At 70.4% G+C, this 14791-nt stretch carries 16 protein-coding genes and 1 pseudogene; 4 read left to right on the plus strand and 13 right to left on the minus strand.

Features of this window, described 5'->3' with window-relative positions:
* Positions 1–106: 106 nt before the first annotated feature.
* On the minus strand, positions 107–778 hold the full coding sequence (gene phoP, locus ABT288_RS02130) for a two-component system response regulator PhoP (RefSeq protein ID WP_467163958.1): 672 nt from the start codon (positions 776–778) through the stop codon (positions 107–109).
* Between the two features lie 5 nt (positions 779–783).
* Positions 784–2043, minus strand: a complete 1260-nt coding sequence (gene phoR / locus ABT288_RS02135; protein ID WP_351601663.1) for a two-component system sensor histidine kinase PhoR — start codon at positions 2041–2043, stop codon at positions 784–786.
* 180 nt (positions 2044–2223) lie between these two features.
* On the opposite strand from phoR, the gene phoU reads away from it, so the two are divergent.
* Both phoU and ABT288_RS02145 read left to right on the plus strand, forming a co-directional pair.
* The gene (gene phoU / locus ABT288_RS02140; protein ID WP_055706922.1) at positions 2224–2913 is read left to right on the plus strand and encodes a phosphate signaling complex protein PhoU; all 690 of its coding nucleotides are present in this window, start codon (positions 2224–2226) and stop codon (positions 2911–2913) included.
* A 117-nt stretch (positions 2914–3030) separates the two neighbouring features.
* On the plus strand, positions 3031–3186 hold the full coding sequence (locus ABT288_RS02145) for a hypothetical protein (protein WP_351601667.1): 156 nt from the start codon (positions 3031–3033) through the stop codon (positions 3184–3186).
* Between the two features lie 137 nt (positions 3187–3323).
* Here ABT288_RS02145 and ABT288_RS02150 read toward each other — a convergent pair whose 3' ends face one another.
* The 3 genes from ABT288_RS02150 to ABT288_RS02160 all read right to left on the minus strand — a co-directional run bounded on the left by ABT288_RS02150 (position 3324) and on the right by ABT288_RS02160 (position 6338).
* Positions 3324–4490: a GAF and ANTAR domain-containing protein gene (locus ABT288_RS02150; protein WP_351601670.1), complete on the minus strand. Its 1167-nt coding sequence runs from the start codon at positions 4488–4490 to the stop codon at positions 3324–3326.
* Between the two features lie 115 nt (positions 4491–4605).
* A complete protein-coding gene (locus ABT288_RS02155) occupies positions 4606–5439 on the minus strand; it encodes a GAF domain-containing protein (RefSeq protein ID WP_351601672.1) in 834 nt (277 codons plus the stop codon).
* On the minus strand, positions 5439–6338 hold the full coding sequence (locus tag ABT288_RS02160; protein WP_351601674.1) for a GAF and ANTAR domain-containing protein: 900 nt from the start codon (positions 6336–6338) through the stop codon (positions 5439–5441). Before ABT288_RS02160 ends, ABT288_RS02155 begins: the two co-directional genes overlap by 1 nt.
* A 239-nt stretch (positions 6339–6577) precedes the next feature.
* Here ABT288_RS02160 and ABT288_RS02165 point away from each other — a divergent pair, with 239 nt between their 5' ends.
* Entirely contained in the window at positions 6578–7189 is a 612-nt protein-coding gene (locus ABT288_RS02165; RefSeq protein WP_351601676.1) for a response regulator transcription factor, read from the plus strand.
* A 280-nt stretch (positions 7190–7469) separates the two neighbouring features.
* Here the strand turns inward: ABT288_RS02165 and ABT288_RS02170 are convergent, their stop codons facing one another.
* From ABT288_RS02170 to ABT288_RS02195, 6 genes and pseudogenes are all read right to left on the minus strand, one after another.
* The gene (locus ABT288_RS02170) at positions 7470–7856 is read right to left on the minus strand and encodes a hypothetical protein (RefSeq protein ID WP_351601679.1); all 387 of its coding nucleotides are present in this window, start codon (positions 7854–7856) and stop codon (positions 7470–7472) included.
* 415 nt (positions 7857–8271) lie between these two features.
* On the minus strand, positions 8272–8493 hold the full coding sequence (locus ABT288_RS02175) for a hypothetical protein (protein ID WP_351601681.1): 222 nt from the start codon (positions 8491–8493) through the stop codon (positions 8272–8274).
* Positions 8494–8712: 219 nt separating this feature from the next.
* Entirely contained in the window at positions 8713–9927 is a 1215-nt protein-coding gene (locus ABT288_RS02180; protein ID WP_351601683.1) for a hypothetical protein, read from the minus strand.
* Positions 9928–10263: 336 nt separating this feature from the next.
* Positions 10264–10524, minus strand: a pseudogene (locus ABT288_RS02185) (sigma factor-like helix-turn-helix DNA-binding protein); the annotation flags it as partial.
* A complete protein-coding gene (locus tag ABT288_RS02190) occupies positions 10521–10787 on the minus strand; it encodes a hypothetical protein (RefSeq protein ID WP_351601685.1) in 267 nt (88 codons plus the stop codon). The pseudogene ABT288_RS02185 and the gene ABT288_RS02190, both read right to left, overlap by 4 nt.
* A 441-nt stretch (positions 10788–11228) precedes the next feature.
* Complete coding sequence (locus tag ABT288_RS02195) at positions 11229–11990, minus strand: phosphoglyceromutase (protein ID WP_351601688.1); 762 nt, start codon at positions 11988–11990, stop codon at positions 11229–11231.
* Positions 11991–12140: 150 nt separating this feature from the next.
* Between ABT288_RS02195 and ABT288_RS02200 the strand changes: the two genes are divergently transcribed.
* Entirely contained in the window at positions 12141–13397 is a 1257-nt protein-coding gene (locus ABT288_RS02200) for an MDR family MFS transporter (RefSeq protein ID WP_351601691.1), read from the plus strand.
* Between the two features lie 218 nt (positions 13398–13615).
* Here ABT288_RS02200 and ABT288_RS02205 read toward each other — a convergent pair whose 3' ends face one another.
* Together ABT288_RS02205 and ABT288_RS02210 are read right to left on the minus strand one after the other, a co-directional pair.
* On the minus strand, positions 13616–13861 hold the full coding sequence (locus ABT288_RS02205) for a hypothetical protein (protein ID WP_351601694.1): 246 nt from the start codon (positions 13859–13861) through the stop codon (positions 13616–13618).
* Between the two features lie 227 nt (positions 13862–14088).
* Positions 14089–14298 carry a hypothetical protein gene (locus tag ABT288_RS02210; protein WP_351601697.1) on the minus strand — a complete coding sequence of 70 codons (210 nt, stop codon included), beginning with the start codon at positions 14296–14298 and terminating at the stop codon, positions 14089–14091.
* Positions 14299–14791 lie beyond the last annotated feature (493 nt).

Here is a 14791-nt window from a genome sequence, read left to right on the forward strand (position 1 = left end):
CCGAGCGCCCCCTCCCCCACGCACCCCTCGCACCGCTGCGCGGGCATCGGGTTGCTGCGCCGAACTCCGTCCGGCCGGACAGGGAGCGTTCCCCGCATCGGTTCGATCACGGCTCGAACTTGTAGCCCAGCCCCCGGACCGTCACCAGATACCGCGGCGCGCCCGGGTCAGGCTCGATCTTGGCCCGGAGACGCTTGACGTGGACGTCGAGCGTCTTGGTGTCGCCCACGTAGTCGGCGCCCCAGACGCGGTCGATGAGCTGCATGCGGGTCAGGACGCGGCCGGCGTTGCGCAGGAGCATCTCCAGCAGGTCGAACTCCTTCAGCGGGAGGTCGACCTTGGAGCCGGAGACGGTGACCACGTGTCGGTCGACGTCCATGCGGACCGGGCCCGCCTCCAGCGCGGCCGGGGCGACCTCCTCCGGCTCGCCGCGGCGGCGCAGCACCGCACGGATGCGGGCGACCAGCTCGCGGGAGGAGAACGGCTTGGTGACGTAGTCGTCGGCTCCTATCTCCAGGCCGACGACCTTGTCGATCTCGCTGTCCTTGGCCGTCACCATGATCACGGGGACGTTGGAGCGGCCGCGCAGCTGGCGGCACACCTCGGTGCCGGGCAGACCCGGCAGCATCAGGTCGAGGAGGACGAGGTCGGCGCCGTTGCGCTCGAACTCGTCGAGTCCGTCGGGCCCGGTGGCCGCCACTGCGACCTCGAAGCCCTCCTTGCGGAGCATGTACGACAGGGCGTCGGAGAAGGACTCCTCGTCCTCGACGACGAGCACTCGGGTCACGGAAGGACCTCCGGGGCGGGAAGCGGTTCGTACGGGGATGGGTCGGGGGCGCCGCCGTCCTCGTCATCTTCGTCGAGGTCGGGGTGCTGTTGTGCGCGGTCGCGGGCCGCGCCCGCCTCCGGCAGCCTGAGGGTGAACGTGGAGCCCTGGCCTTCGGCGCTCCAGACCGTGACCTCCCCGCCGTGCGAGGCGACCACGTGCTTGACGATCGCGAGACCCAGGCCGGTGCCTCCGGTGGCCCGCGAGCGGGCCGGGTCGACGCGGTAGAAGCGCTCGAAGATGCGCTCCTTGTCCTTGTCGGAGATGCCGATGCCCTGGTCCGTCACGGCGAGCTCGATCATGTCGCCGCCGGGTGCGCTGACCCGGCGGGCGGCTATGCCGACGCGGGTGCGGGCAGGGGAGTAGTTCACGGCGTTCTCCACCAGGTTGCCCAGGGCGGCCGCGAGCTGGCCGCGGTTGCCCCAGACGTGCAGGTCGGCGGTGCCGCCCGCGGCCATGGTGATCTGCTTGGTGCCGGCCTGGTGGCGGCAGCGGTCGACGGCCTCGGCGACCAGCTCGTCCACGCGGACGGGCTCGGCGTCCTCCAGCGGGTCGTCGTTCTGCACCCGGGAGAGGTCGATCAGCTCCTGGACCAGGTTGGTCAGGCGGGTCGCCTCGATCTGCATGCGGCCCGCGAAGCGCTGTACGGCCTCGGGGTCGTCGGAGGCGTCCATGACCGCCTCGGACAGGAGGGAGAGCGCGCCGACGGGCGTCTTCAGCTCATGGCTGACGTTCGCCACGAAGTCGCGTCGTACGGCCTCGATCCTCCGGGCCTCGGTCAGGTCCTCGACCAGCAGCAGGACCAGGCGGGAGCCGAGCGGGGCCACGCGCGCGGAGACGGCGAGGGCCTCGCCCCGTCCGGTGCCGCGCCGGGGCAGGTCCAGCTCGACCTGGCGTATCTCGCCGTCGCGTCTGGTGTCCCGGGCCATCTGCAGCATGGGCTCGATGGCGAGCTTGCCGCCGCGGACCAGCCCGAGGGCGTAGGCGGCGGAGCTGGCCTTGACGACGGCGTCGGCCTCGTCGAGGACGACGGCCGAGGAGCGGAGCACGGACAGTACGGTGTCCACGCCGGGCGGGAGTACGGGATCGGTGTGCAAAGAAGTCCTGGTCGGTCGCTTCTGGTCGCGTTCGCTCCAACGGAACGCCAGCATGGCGATGACGCCGGTGAGCACTCCGGCGATCGCTGCCGCTGCGGCGACCGCCGCGTTCACGTCCATGCCTCCAGGTTAAGCAGGCCCTACGACATGACCACAGCCGTCCAGGTGGGACCTCGGACACTCGTCGCCCAGAGTTCACCTTGGGGCCAGGATTGGTTCATTTGGGGTGGCGGAAACGGACGCGTGCGGAGCAGAACGTGGGAGCGTGGGGACCAAGCACACCTATGAGAGGGAACCCTGATGCGGGACGCGTACCACGAGGAACTTGACTCGATCGGCGACGGTCTGGTGGAGATGGCCCGGCTGGTCGGGTCGGCGATCGGGCGCGCCACGACCGCCATGCTGGACGCCGACCTGAAGCTGGCCGAGAGCGTGATCGAGGCCGACCAGAAGGTCGACGAGCTCCAGCACGACCTGGAGGCCCGGGCCATAGCCCTGCTCGCCCGGCAGCAGCCGGTGGCGACCGACCTGCGGATCGTCGTCACCTCGCTGCGCATGTCCGCCGACCTGGAGCGGTCCGGCGACCTCGCCCAGCACGTGGCGAAGCTGGCCCGGCTGCGCTTCCCCGAGCGCGCGGTGCCGCGCGACCTGCACGCCACGATCCTGGAGATGGGCCAGCTCGCGCAGCGCCTGATGGCGAAGGCCGCCGAGGTGATCATCACCAAGGACGTCGACCTCGCGCTGCAGCTGGAGCAGGACGACGACGAGATGGACCTGCTGCACCGCACCCTGTTCCAGCACCTGATCGACGAGCGCTGGAAGCACGGCATCGAGACCGCGGTGGACGTCACCCTCCTCGGCCGTTACTACGAGCGCTACGCCGACCACGCCGTGGCCGTCGCCAAGCGCGTCGTCTACCTGGTCACGGGCGAGCACGCGGACGAGCTGCAGGCGGACATCCAGCCGGTGACGGGGGTCGAGGGCGCGTAATCCCGCCGGGGACGGGGCGCGGGGGCGCGGAGGCGCCTCCGTGCGCCGTTGATGCGCCCGGGGAAGCGGGCATGCAATAGGCGAGGGCACCCCTGCCCCAGCGTCTAGGAGGGACCCATGGCCGAATCCCCCAGCACCACGCCCGACCCCACGCAGGAGCGCGAGACCGACCAGGTCGCCGAGACCAGGAGCCTTCCCTTGATCGGCGCGTGCGGCTGCGGCTCGGGCTGCGGCTGCGGCTGCCAGTCGGGCGCCCCCTGCCAGTGCGGCTGAGGGCGGTTACGTCGTCGTAGACCGGTGTCGTAGACCTGTGTCGTAGGGCCAGTGTCAGAGAGCCGGTGTCATGGAGCCGGTGTGAACCCGATTCACACCGGCCCTTTCCGTGTACGGCGGCAGCGCTCGGAGCCCGGTCACGGCCGTTGCGCACGGCCGTGCAGATCCTCCAGGGCGTCCCGGACGGTGGTCGTCCGGTACCAGTCCAGCCACGCTCCCGCCTCCCGGGCGACCCGGTCCAGCGCACCGAGTTCGGCCCCGGTGTAGGCGTGCCCGGGCTGGTCGTGGTGGGTGGAGAACACGCCCTGGGGCCGGCCCGCCGAGCCCGGGATCGGGGTGCACTGCAGCGAGCGGCTGTGGGCGGCGAGCATCACGGCACGGGAGGTCTCGTCGAAGTCCGGCGCGGTGGCGACGTCGTCGACGACGACCCGTTCACGTTTGCGCGCGGCGTGCCCGCACGCGGTGGAGGTGTCGTCGATCACGGCGAAGAAGTGCACGAACTCGGTGGGGAAGCCGCAGTGGGACTCCAGCCACAGCGTGTTGTCACTCGCGTCGATGAGCTGGACATCGGCCATGCCCGTGCAGGTGATGGCGCAGACGGCGTCCCGGAGCGCGTCGAGGAACACCGGCAGCGACGGCGGCCGGTCCCCCGTCCGGCCGACGAAGCCGACGGCGGGCGGCGGAAGCCGGATACGGCCGGGGAACCAGGGCTCGCCGGCACGCGGCGGCGGCGCCTGGGCGAGGGCCACGGCGAGCCGGACGGTGCCGAGCCCGTGTGCGCGGCCCACCGTCTGGAGCAGGGCGGCGGCGCCGCGGGCGCTGCGCAGGCCGTACCGCTCCATGAGGATGCCGTGCGCGCGGGCGACCAGGGCGTGTGCGAGCAGTTCGTGGCGCAGTTCCACGGCGTACGGCCGCAGACGGGGGCCCTCCGGCGCGGAGGCCGAGATGAGGAAGACGCTCAGGGCGTCGGACACCGTCGGATACAGCCCGCACCCGGTACCGCCGGGCGGCCGTGCCCCGGCCAGAGCGGCGGCGGCCTCGGCGGGGCAGGCGGCGAGGAAGAGCATGCGGCCCTGTCCGGCGGCACCCTCGGCGAACCGGAACAGGGCCCGCGCGGCGGCGGGTGACAGCCGGTGCAGTCCGCTCAGGTCGAGGACGAGCTGGGTGGGGCCGGGGGCGTGCAGCGCGGTGTCCAGTTCGGCACCGGAGTCGGCGTCCCCGGACAGCGCGAGTACGGTCAGCCTGCCGGTCGCCAGCCCGGGCATGGCCAGTTCCGCCACGGTCCGGCAGGTGAAGTGCTCCATCTCGGGCCCCTGCCTGCACGCCACAGGACCGCCCGGGTCCCGAGGCTCGGCCCCTCTCCCAGCGTAAGTCGCGGGAACAGGGAGCGAAAATCGCGGGAGGAGGGGCGCCGGCCCTCTAGGTCTCCGTCTCGGTCTCAGCCTCGGTCTCTGCTCCGGTCTCTGCTCCGGTCTCAGCCTCGGTCTCTGCTCCGGTCTCAGCCTCGGTCTCTGCTTCGGTCGAAGCCTCGGTGGCGAGGACGGCGTCGGGGCGCAGGGCCCGCCGGACCAGGGCGTGCGCGGTGTCCACCAGGCGGCGGTGGTGGCCGTCGGCGTAGGCGCGCAGGGCCGCGCGGGCCTCGGCCGGGGAGAGTTCACCGGCCTCGGCGAGCATCCCGGCGGCCATGTCGACGGCGGCCCTGGCGGCGAGAGCGGCCAGGACGCGGTTGCTGACGTCGCTCGGGCGCAGCCGCTCCGGGCGCCAGTTGACCAGCGCGACGGCCGTGACGTCGGTGAGCGCCTGGGCCAGCTCCAGGTCCAGCGGGGGCAGTCCGCCCGGCCGGCGCAGCAGGAGGTTGACGGCGCCGACGGTCTGCTGGTGGACGCGCAGCGGCAGCGCGTGCAGGGAGTGGTACCCGCGCCGTACGGCGAAGGGGGCGACCTGCGGCCAGCGCTCGCCGCTGTGCCTCAGGTCCGGGGCGTCGATCCGGCGGCCCTCGCGGAAGCTCTCCAGGCAGGGGCCCTCGTCGGCCTGGAGCTGGAAGAACTCCAGCGCCTCCGCGTCCTCCTCGGTGACCGCCAGGGTGCGCAGACCACCGCGGCCGGAGACGACCAGGATGCCGACCGCGTCGGCTCCGGTGATGTCGATGCAGTTGCGTGCCAGGCGCTCGACCAGCACCACCGGGTCGATGTCGTCGGCCAGGGAGTCGGCCAGCCCGACGAGCGCCTCGGCGAGCTGTTGTTCACCGCCCATCACCGTTCACCGTCCCTTCCCTCGTCCCCGCCGTCGCGGCCGTCCTCGCCCGCGTAGTTCCTCCGGGCACCGTCGTCCGCCTCCGTCTCCTCCTGGAACCGGAGCTTGCGCGCCAGGACCTCGCGGGACACCTGGCTGACCGTGCGACCCTCGGCGTAGGCGCGGGCCCGCAGCCGGTCCAGGGCCTGCTCGGGATCCAGGTCCAGCTGCACCATCACCATGCCGACCGCCTGGTAGACCTCGGTGTGGTCGGCCTCGGAGGCCGCCACCCAGGACGCCACCCCGTCCTCCGTGTCCGCCTCGGCGATGTCGTGGCCGACTGCCTGCAGGCTCACCAGCGCATAGGTGACCGCGTCGCGCACCCACAGCGCGGTCCGCATGTCCTGCTCGGTCAGCCCGCCGGCCCGTTCGCTGTACAGGTCGAGGGTGCCGATGGCTGCACCGCTGACACCGAGCGGCAGCGAGAAGACGGCCCGGACGCCGAGGGCCACGGCCTCGTGCGCGAAGATCGGCCAGCGGCGGGCGTCGGGGCCGTCGCCGAGGTCGGCCGCGACGACGGGAGCACCCCGGTCGAGAGCGGTCTGGCAGGGCCCGTCCCCCACGGTGTACTGCAGCTCGGCGAGCCGGGCGGCGACCCGGTCGCTGGCGCACCAGGTGACGCGTACGCCTCTCCCTCCGGAGATCGACACCGAGGAACCGCTGATGGGCAGCAGCCGTACGCACGCCTGGCACAGCGCGCCCGGTATCGCGTGCGGGTCGTCGGTGCCCCTCGCCGCGGCGGCCAGCGTCTCGCGGACCCACAGCGGTGCCCTGCCGTCCGGCGGCACACTGTCACCGGCCGGCTGTTCCGACCGCTCGGGCGCCATGGTCATCACCCCCGTCGCGGCGCGCCTCAGCACACATGATCCACCTGTATCCCGTCCGCCACCCCCGGACCGACTGCTCCACACTCCGGGTTCCCACCCCTGGGAGAAACCACCCGGTACGGGCCTCCGGTTGGGTCAGTCCGGCGGGCGGGGGCGGTCCCGGCCCCGGATGCTGGGGATGACCGTGGCCTGCCACCCGGTTGCCCAGCCGGCGTCCGCCCGTGGCCGGCCCCCTGACCACGGGGACCTGGATGAGCCGAGAACCGACGTGTGTGGCGGTCGTCTCCGACTGCCCGCTCCTTCTGCACGGCCTGATCCGCGTCGTCGACGGTGCGCCGGAGCTGCGGCGGCTGCTCGGGGCGGGCACCGGCGGCGCACCGCCGCACGAGGTCGGCGAGGCGGAGGTGGTCCTGCTCAATCTGCGGGTCCCCGTCCGGGAGATCTGCGACCAGGTGGTCCGGCTGCACGAGAAGGGCCGCAGGGTGGTCGTGCTGTCGGCCGCCGCGACGCAGACCGACCTCGTGCTGCTCCTCGAGGCCGGGGCGAGGGGGTACGTGAGTCAGTGGGCGGAGGAGGAGGAGCTGCTGGCCGCGCTGCGTACGGTCGCCTCCGGCCGCAGCTATTTCTCCACCAACTTTTTCGGTGACTTCGATGTGCACAGGAATGCGCCGCGTATCACCGACCGGGAGCAAGAGATTCTGCGACTCGTCGCGAACGGTGCCACCGACCGGGAAATCGCCGCCGAATTGAATATCAGCGAACACACCGTGCATTCCCATCTGGACCGGTTGTGCAGCAAGACCGGTTACCGCCGCCGGGCCGATCTCACGCGGCTCGCGCTGAGGCGGGGGATGGCGGCCGTGGAACCGGCCGAGGAGGGGTAGTTCTCCCCACACCGGCTGGGTTGTTCTGCCTCTGGAGGTTCCACGGACCGGCAGCGATCCTCGTGTACGTCCCGTGTGAACCGAAACCAGGGTTTGGAAAAATGGACAACAAACTCAGGAACATCTGTGTCGCGGTGACGGCCTCGTCCTGCCTTGCGGCGGGCGCCTGGGGCATTTCGGCGACGGACGCCGGTGCGGCGTCGAAGGCACCCGCCCGCACACCCACCGCCAAGGTCATCAAGTGCTACCGAACGCACAAGAATCCTAAGAAAATCGTCTGCTACGAGGTCAGGAAGCGGCATGTGCACCACAACGGTGGCGACTTCATCGTGATCGTCCTCGTGCAGGTTCCCACGCCGAAGAATCCCCCGACGGTGATCGTCGTACCGTCGCTGCCGAACCCGACCACGACGTCGCCGGCGCCGACCACGACCTCGCCGAAACCGACCACGGCTTCACCCACGACAGGCTCCACGCCGCCGACGACGAGCCCCACCTCGAGCCCCACCTCGAGTCCCACCTCGAGTCCCACCTCGGGCTCCGCCGCACCGACCACCGGGACGCCGACCACCGGGCAGACCTCCGGTGGGGCGACCACCAGCGCACCGACCGGTGGCGCCACGGAGACCGGAGCGCCCAGCGCGCCGGGGACCGGGGGTGCGAACACCGGTGGCGCGAACACCGGTGGCGCGAACACTGGCGGCGCGAACACCGGTGGTGCGAACACCGGCGGGCCGAGCGCCAGCTGAGCGCCCTCAGAGCCCTGCCCGGACCTGAGCCGAGTGCCAGGTCCGGGCAGCGCCGTTCACCTGCGTTCCGTCATTCAGGGAGCCGAGCTCCCTTGGGCCGCGCCGCACGCATGCCCGAGGCGGGCTCCTGTGCGTCCTCGAGCGGGAAGGTCTCGTCTTCCCCGAAGTCGGGGGCGCGGAAGGGGTTGGTCGCCGGAGGCGGGGATGCCGCGGTGGAGCAGCGGGGTTGCCCCTCCAGGGCAGAGAACAGTGACGTCAGATCGATGGGAGGACTCTCTTTCGTTACAGGTCCCTGAGATGGGGCCTGGTGTGCCGTGACCGGGCACAGCGGTCCTACAGCTTGGTCATCTTGGCGTACGGGCTCAAGATCCGCTTTTGCGCCGAGCCGAAGTCCACGAGCGCCGCGACTCCGTCCTCGATCCCGATCACTCGGCCGAGGCCGTACATGTCGTGTGTGACCTGGTCGCCCACGGCGAAGTGCTTGAGAGGCGGTGTGACCGGGGCTTTGAAGGGGCTGGTGGGCAGATGACGCTTCGGCGCAGCAGGCTTTGTCATGACTCAGTATGAGCCTACGCGCATCCCCCTTGGCTGTGGCCGTCGGCACAGATCCGTACGGGAACACCCGATTCATGCCACTGACCTGGGGTTTCGCTGCGGCAAGAACCTCAGCCTACAACGGTCGGCCACGATGACAACGGCAGGCAGGGGGCTTGAGCCGGCCGCGGTGCGAGGCCGCCGGCTCCGGCCGGTGAGACCGAGTCGTGTCTCCGCACGTCACTGGGTCCCACGATCTTGTGGGCGATGGCTCCGGGTGATCAGCCATGTCCCGCCGACTATCAGCAGCGCGAAGAGAGCCAGGCCTGCGCCTTGTGCGGCCAGGAGCCACAGACGATCGGACAGCGGGAGTCTGCCGGTGAGGGTGACCTGAAGGGATCCGACGGCGAAGGCGATGGCGGCCGTGAAGACGGCGACGACTTCAACGGCGCGGACCGAGGACGTATGCAAGGAGCGTTCCAACTGCCTGTTGGCTTCCGCCTGTTGTTCCCAGCGGCGTTGCTGCTCAGCCTCTCGCAGGGCCCGCAGACGTCCTTCCTGGATTGCGTCCCGCTTCGTCAGGTACTGGTTCTGCAGAATGCCGAGGCTGGCCGTGGGACTGGCGGCGAGCAAGGCAAGAGCAGTGTCGATGCTCTCCAGCGCCGCGTCGTGCCGGCTGCACATGTGCAACCCCGTGGCCAGGCGCGCGTGAAACATGTGGTCGTCCGGATAGGCCTCGACAGCCTCCTCCGCGTAGCTGCGCAGGAGTTCTCCCTGCCCTTCGAAGGGAGGGGCGAACGCAACCCCGTTGAGGCAGATGTCCGTCGTGTGCCGGGTCCGGCCCGCCGCGGACCAAGCCTGCTCGAGCAGCTCGCAAGCGTACGTGACGGTCAACGTCCTGCTGCCGAAGGCGGCGAACGACTGAAGTGCCACGAAGACGGGTTCTTTGCGGAGGGAGCCGGAAGCCACGGACGAGGGCGAGAACGTAAGGAAGGCATGCAACTCGTCGAAGCAGAAGTTCGCCCGCAGCTTGCCCGCGTGGAACAGGGTGAAGAAGAAGGCGGAGCGCTCTGTTGCGGCGTCCGCACCGCTCTCTCCCACCGCCTCCGCGAAGGCATCCGCGGCCTCCACGGTGCCCCGGTTGAGGAAGCCGTTGCCGAGTGCCCACTGCTCGGCGACGACGCCCCAGCTCTCGCCCCTCACGTGGTCCGACATCCATCGTGCGCACTCAAAGGCTGTCCTGGCTGTCGGCCGCTCCAGGAAGCGGCCGCGCCAGTAGCGGTCGGCACACATGAAGTAGGGATCGGCACGAAGGTCGGCGGAAGACACCTCGAAGAACGGCGCGGTTCCCGCTGCCAGCAACTCCGCGGCCGTCTCATCGCAGATGCGGTCGCGCGTTCTGGAATCGGCCGTACGTGCCCCCTCCAGCCGCGCGATGACGGTTGCCGTGTCCATGCTCCCCCTCGTTCTCCATGCCCCTTCTCAGGGTGATCACCTGAACATACCTAAACGACACCGCAGTTGAGCGAAGGGGACGCTTCCATGGATCGTCACCTTCCGTCACGGTTCCTGTCCTCCGGCTCGCCTCCTGGCTCGGCATGCGTTCTGGCGGCAGGCGTCCGAGCAGTACTTTCTGGGGCGGCCGACCTGTCCCGGCGGCCGTCCGAGAAACCGCATCCTGCAGGGTCCATACGCACAGGGGATGAGGGCTTTCTCGCCGTAGGTACCGGCGATCTCCTGCACCTTTCTGGAGGGTGCGGAGAGGGGGCCGTTGCCCCCGCCTCCAAGGTCATAATCCGCGAGCACCTGGCTGCGGGACCTGTGCCGCAGTTTCGACATCGTCTTCGAGCTGATCTGCAGGACGCGGTGGATGGTGAGGCCCAGTTCCTGGGCGATCACATGGGCCGGGACGCACAACGCGACATGGGCGGTGACCACGTGCGCCTCGCGTTCGCTGAGCGTGTCGAGCACCGAGTCGAGTTGCTCGGCCAACAGGATCCGTACGGCCCGGTCCTCCGCGAACGTGTCGGGCACTGCCCTGCGCCGGGTCATGCCGCACCTCCAGAAGTCCCGTCCTGGTTCTCACTCTGCTCCGCCGACGACGTCGGCGGCAGGGGATCCGGCTGGGCGGGAACGCCGAAGAGCTGGGCGAGTGCGATGAGAACGCGCGCCAGGTCCTGACCGTCGGTGAATTTCTTGAGCACCATCCGGGTGATGGCGTACTTCAGGCATGCCTTGATCAGGGTGATGCCCAGCAGGCCGCTCATGACCAGCAGCAGCACGTGCGGATCGAGCGATGACAGCAGGACGGACACGGGACTCCTCGGTGCGGAAAACACAAAAGGCCCCGCGCTGAGGAGCGCAGGGCCTTCGTGGGCATGAAAAAGCTCCCGTCCGGCAGGACAGGAGCTATGTCGTCACGAGGGCACACTGATCCCCTCGCCGCACCCCACTCTAGCTGATCAACTTCACTTTGTCCGGGGAGAGTTGGAAGACCGAGGACGGAGTGACCGCGGCGTCTCCGCAGGTCGCGTGCAGGCGTCACACGTGCCGAACGATAAGGGGCCCCCGGTTACCGGTTTCGTGACATGCCCCCGGGCTCGCGGTATTCAATGGCCCGATGGCCACGGGCCGACAAGCAGCCCGACGCCCTCGCGGAGTACCCCGGACGCTCGGACCCGGGGCTGACGCCGAAGGGGCACGAAAATGCCTCCCACTCGCACCGTAAGTGCAGGTGGGAGGCATGATCACAAAACCTACTTCTTCTTGCCCTGGTTCTTGACCGCCTCGATCGCCGCTGCGGCCGCCTCCGGGTCGAGGTACTTGCCGCCGGGGGTGACCGGCTTGAAGTTCTCGTCCAGCTCGTAGTACAGCGGGATGCCCGTCGGGATGTTCAGGCCCGCGATGTCGGCGTCGGAGATGCCGTCCAGGTGCTTGACCAGGGCGCGCAGCGAGTTGCCATGGGCCGCGACCAGGACCGTGCGGCCGGTCAGGAGGTCGGGGATGATGTCGTCGAACCAGTACGGAAGCATCCGGTGGACGACGTCCTTGAGGCACTCCGTCCTCGGGCGCAGCTCCGGCGGGAGCGTGGCGTAGCGCGCGTCGTCGAACTGGGAGAACTCGGAGTCGTCCGCGAGCGGGGGCGGCGGGGTGTCGTAGGAGCGGCGCCAGAGCATGAACTGCTCCTCGCCGAACTCGGCCAGCGTGGCCGCCTTGTCCTTGCCCTGGAGGGCACCGTAGTGGCGTTCGTTCAGGCGCCAGCTGCGGTGGACCGGGATCCAGTGACGGTCCGCGGCCTCGAGGGCCAGCTGGGCCGTGCGGATCGCGCGCTTCTGGAGGGACGTGTGGACCACGTCGGGGAGGAGATCGGCGTCCTTCAGGAGCTCGCCACCGCGGACCGCCTCCTTCTCGCCCTTCTCGTTGAGGTTGACGTCCACCCAGCCGGTGAACAGGTTCTTCGCGTTCCACTCGCTCTCGCCGTGGCGGAGGAGGATCAGCTTGTACGGTGCGTCGGCCATGAGTCAGAGCGTAATCCACGCGTTCGGGGCGCCGTCCCGGCCGACCGGTGGGTGGACCGTTGACGGCATCTGTTAATTGAGCGGCCGGCGAAACACCCCGCCTGTAAGTTGTGCCTGCCGCGCAAGCCACTTACCACTGGGGGTCTTGTCATGTTCGCCACCCGTCTCCGACGTGCCGCCCGGGAGAGCGTGTCCGGGCTACCCCGTGAGTTCTGGTGGCTGTGGACCAGCACCCTCGTCAACCGGCTCGGCGCCTTCGTGGCCACGTTCATGGCCCTCTACCTCACCCTCGACCGCGGCTACTCCGCCTCGTACGCCGGTCTCGTCGCCTCGCTGCACGGGCTGGGCGGGGTCGTCTCCTCGCTGGGGGGCGGGGTGATGGCCGACCGGCTCGGCAGGCGGCCGACGCTGCTCATCGCCCAGTCGGCCACGGCCGTCTCCGTCGCGGTGCTCGGCTTCATGGCGAACCCCGTCGCCATCGCCGCCGTCGCCTTCCTCGTCGGCATGGCCTCCAACGCCTCCCGGCCCGCCGTACAGGCGATGATGGCCGACATCGTCCGGCCCCAGGACCGGGTCCGGGCCTTCTCCCTCAACTACTGGGCCATCAACCTCGGGTTCGCTGTCTCCTCCATGGCCGCCGGGTTCATCGCCGAGTACAGCTATCTGGCCGGCTTCCTCATCGAGGCCGGGATGACCCTGGCCTGTGCGCTCGTCGTCTTCCTCAAGGTGCCCGAGTCCCGGCCGTCGGCACACGTGAAGGAGAAGGACGCCGCCGTCAGCCTCGGCACCGTGCTGCGGGACGGCCGGTACATGGCCGTCGTCGGGCTGTCCTTCCTGGTCGCCCTCGTCTTCCAGCAGGGGTCCGTGGGGCTGCCGGTGGCCATGGGGCGGGCCGGGTTCTCGCCCGCCGACTACGGTGTCGCCATCGCCGTCAACGGCATCCTGATCGTCGCTCTGCAGATCCCGGTCACCCGGTTCATCGAGCACCGCGACCCGCGCACCCTGCTGGTCGTCTCCTCGCTGCTCGCCGGCTACGGCTTCGGGCTCACGGCCTTCGCCGGCTCGGTCGGCGTCTTCATGGTCACCGTCTGCGTCTGGACCCTCGCCGAGATCGTCAGCGCGCCGACCCAGACCGGACTCGTGGTCCGCCTGTCCCCCGTGCACGGGCGCGGCCGCTATCAGGGCGTGTACACGCTGTCCTGGTCCGTCGCCGCGCTGGTCGCCCCGCTGATGTCCGGCGCGGTGATCGACCGCTGGGGGGCGGAGTGGCTGTGGGGGATGTGCGCGATGGTGGGGACGGTCGCGGGGGTGGGGTACGGGGTGCTCATGCGGGGGCTGCCGGCGGAGAGCCCGGCGATGGCGGCCCCGCGGGCGGACACCGGGAGCGCCGAGGTCCGTACCGCCTGACAGACTCCTCCGTACCGCCTGAGAGCGTCCGTACCGCCCGGCAGGCTCGTCCCTACCGCCTGGAGAGCGTCCGTACCGCCTTGAGGGCTTGGGCGGCCAACGCCCAGCCTCCGGCCCCAGTACCTCCACCGGGCCGGGCTCACGGCCTGTCCATGGGAATCCCCGCCACTCCCCGCACCGCACCGGGGCGGAGCGGGGAGTGGGGCGCGGCGTGGCCGTCAGCGGGCGTCGGTCCGGTCGAAAATGGATCCGACCTGGCCGAAACCGGACGAACCCTTGCCGGGAGACATGCCCTGGCCGGGATCGGACGAGCCGTGCGAGGTGTTCCCGAATTCACCTCCGGCGCTGCTCGTCCCTCCGACGTTCCCCATGCCGTCGTTGTCGTCGGCGAGGGCCTGGGCCGCGCCTCCGAGCAGAACGGTTCCGGCTAGAGCGATGGCGGCCGGCACGGTACGTGCACGCATAAGCGTCTCCTTCGGTCGGTTTGCGGTCGCCAGAGGTATGCCGCCGGCCCCCGTCCGAGAAGCGGTGCCGTGCATACAAGCACTCGAACAGGCGGCGCACATGGCGCCCAGCCGTGTCGGAGCCCCCGGCCGGGGAGAAGCCGGGATATGGCCGAGCCCCCCACCTGGACTTCTCCACCGGCAGGGGGCTCGTGCAGCGATCGGAACGATCGGAGCGATCAGAACCCTCAGAAGGCGAGGTTGACGCCGATCTGGTGGGGCTGGCCGAGGGCGCCCAGCACCACGCCCTGGACGGCGCCGAGCTGGGACAGCGCGTCGGCGCTGCTCAGGGTGGTGGAGTCGGCGGTGAGGCTGGCCTCGGGGCTCAGGCCACCGGAGACGGTGTCGAGCTCGGCGTCGGAGATCTCGAGGGTCTGGATCTGGTGAGCGGCGTTCATGGTGAAACTGCCCTTCGCATGGGTGGACCACAAGGGGAAGCGGCCCCGCTGGGGACAGACGGCGGGCCGCGGCCGCAGGCGTGCGCCATCCTTTTCAGGACACGTGGCGCGATCCCGGCGGTGCGAGCGATCAAACCACGGAGCCTGCCGGGCATCCAGTCAACCATCGCTCGCCCCGGTCCAGTTGGCCCCGGCAGGTGACTCATCCGTGCGGGTACGGTCACGCGTTGGGGCCAGTTCCTCCACATGCGGCGCCACACAGGGAGGGCGCAGCTCTTGCCGGCGCCACGCCGACCAGGACAACTCCACACCAACGGAATCCGCCGGGCGCGCGGTTGCGGACGCGCTGTGCAGATTCGGTTCACAGATGAATTCGCCCCTCGGGCCGGGTCGCGGCGGGCACCTGGGCGAGCCCGCCTCGACCAGCCGGTGACCCAGGTCACACGCGGCCCCGTCACATCTCCCCGGAGCGATCCGTCAGGGAGGTGTAGCC

Origin of the sequence: Streptomyces sp. NPDC001093, from assembly GCF_040298985.1 — a bacterium.
Classification (GTDB): domain Bacteria; phylum Actinomycetota; class Actinomycetes; order Streptomycetales; family Streptomycetaceae; genus Streptomyces.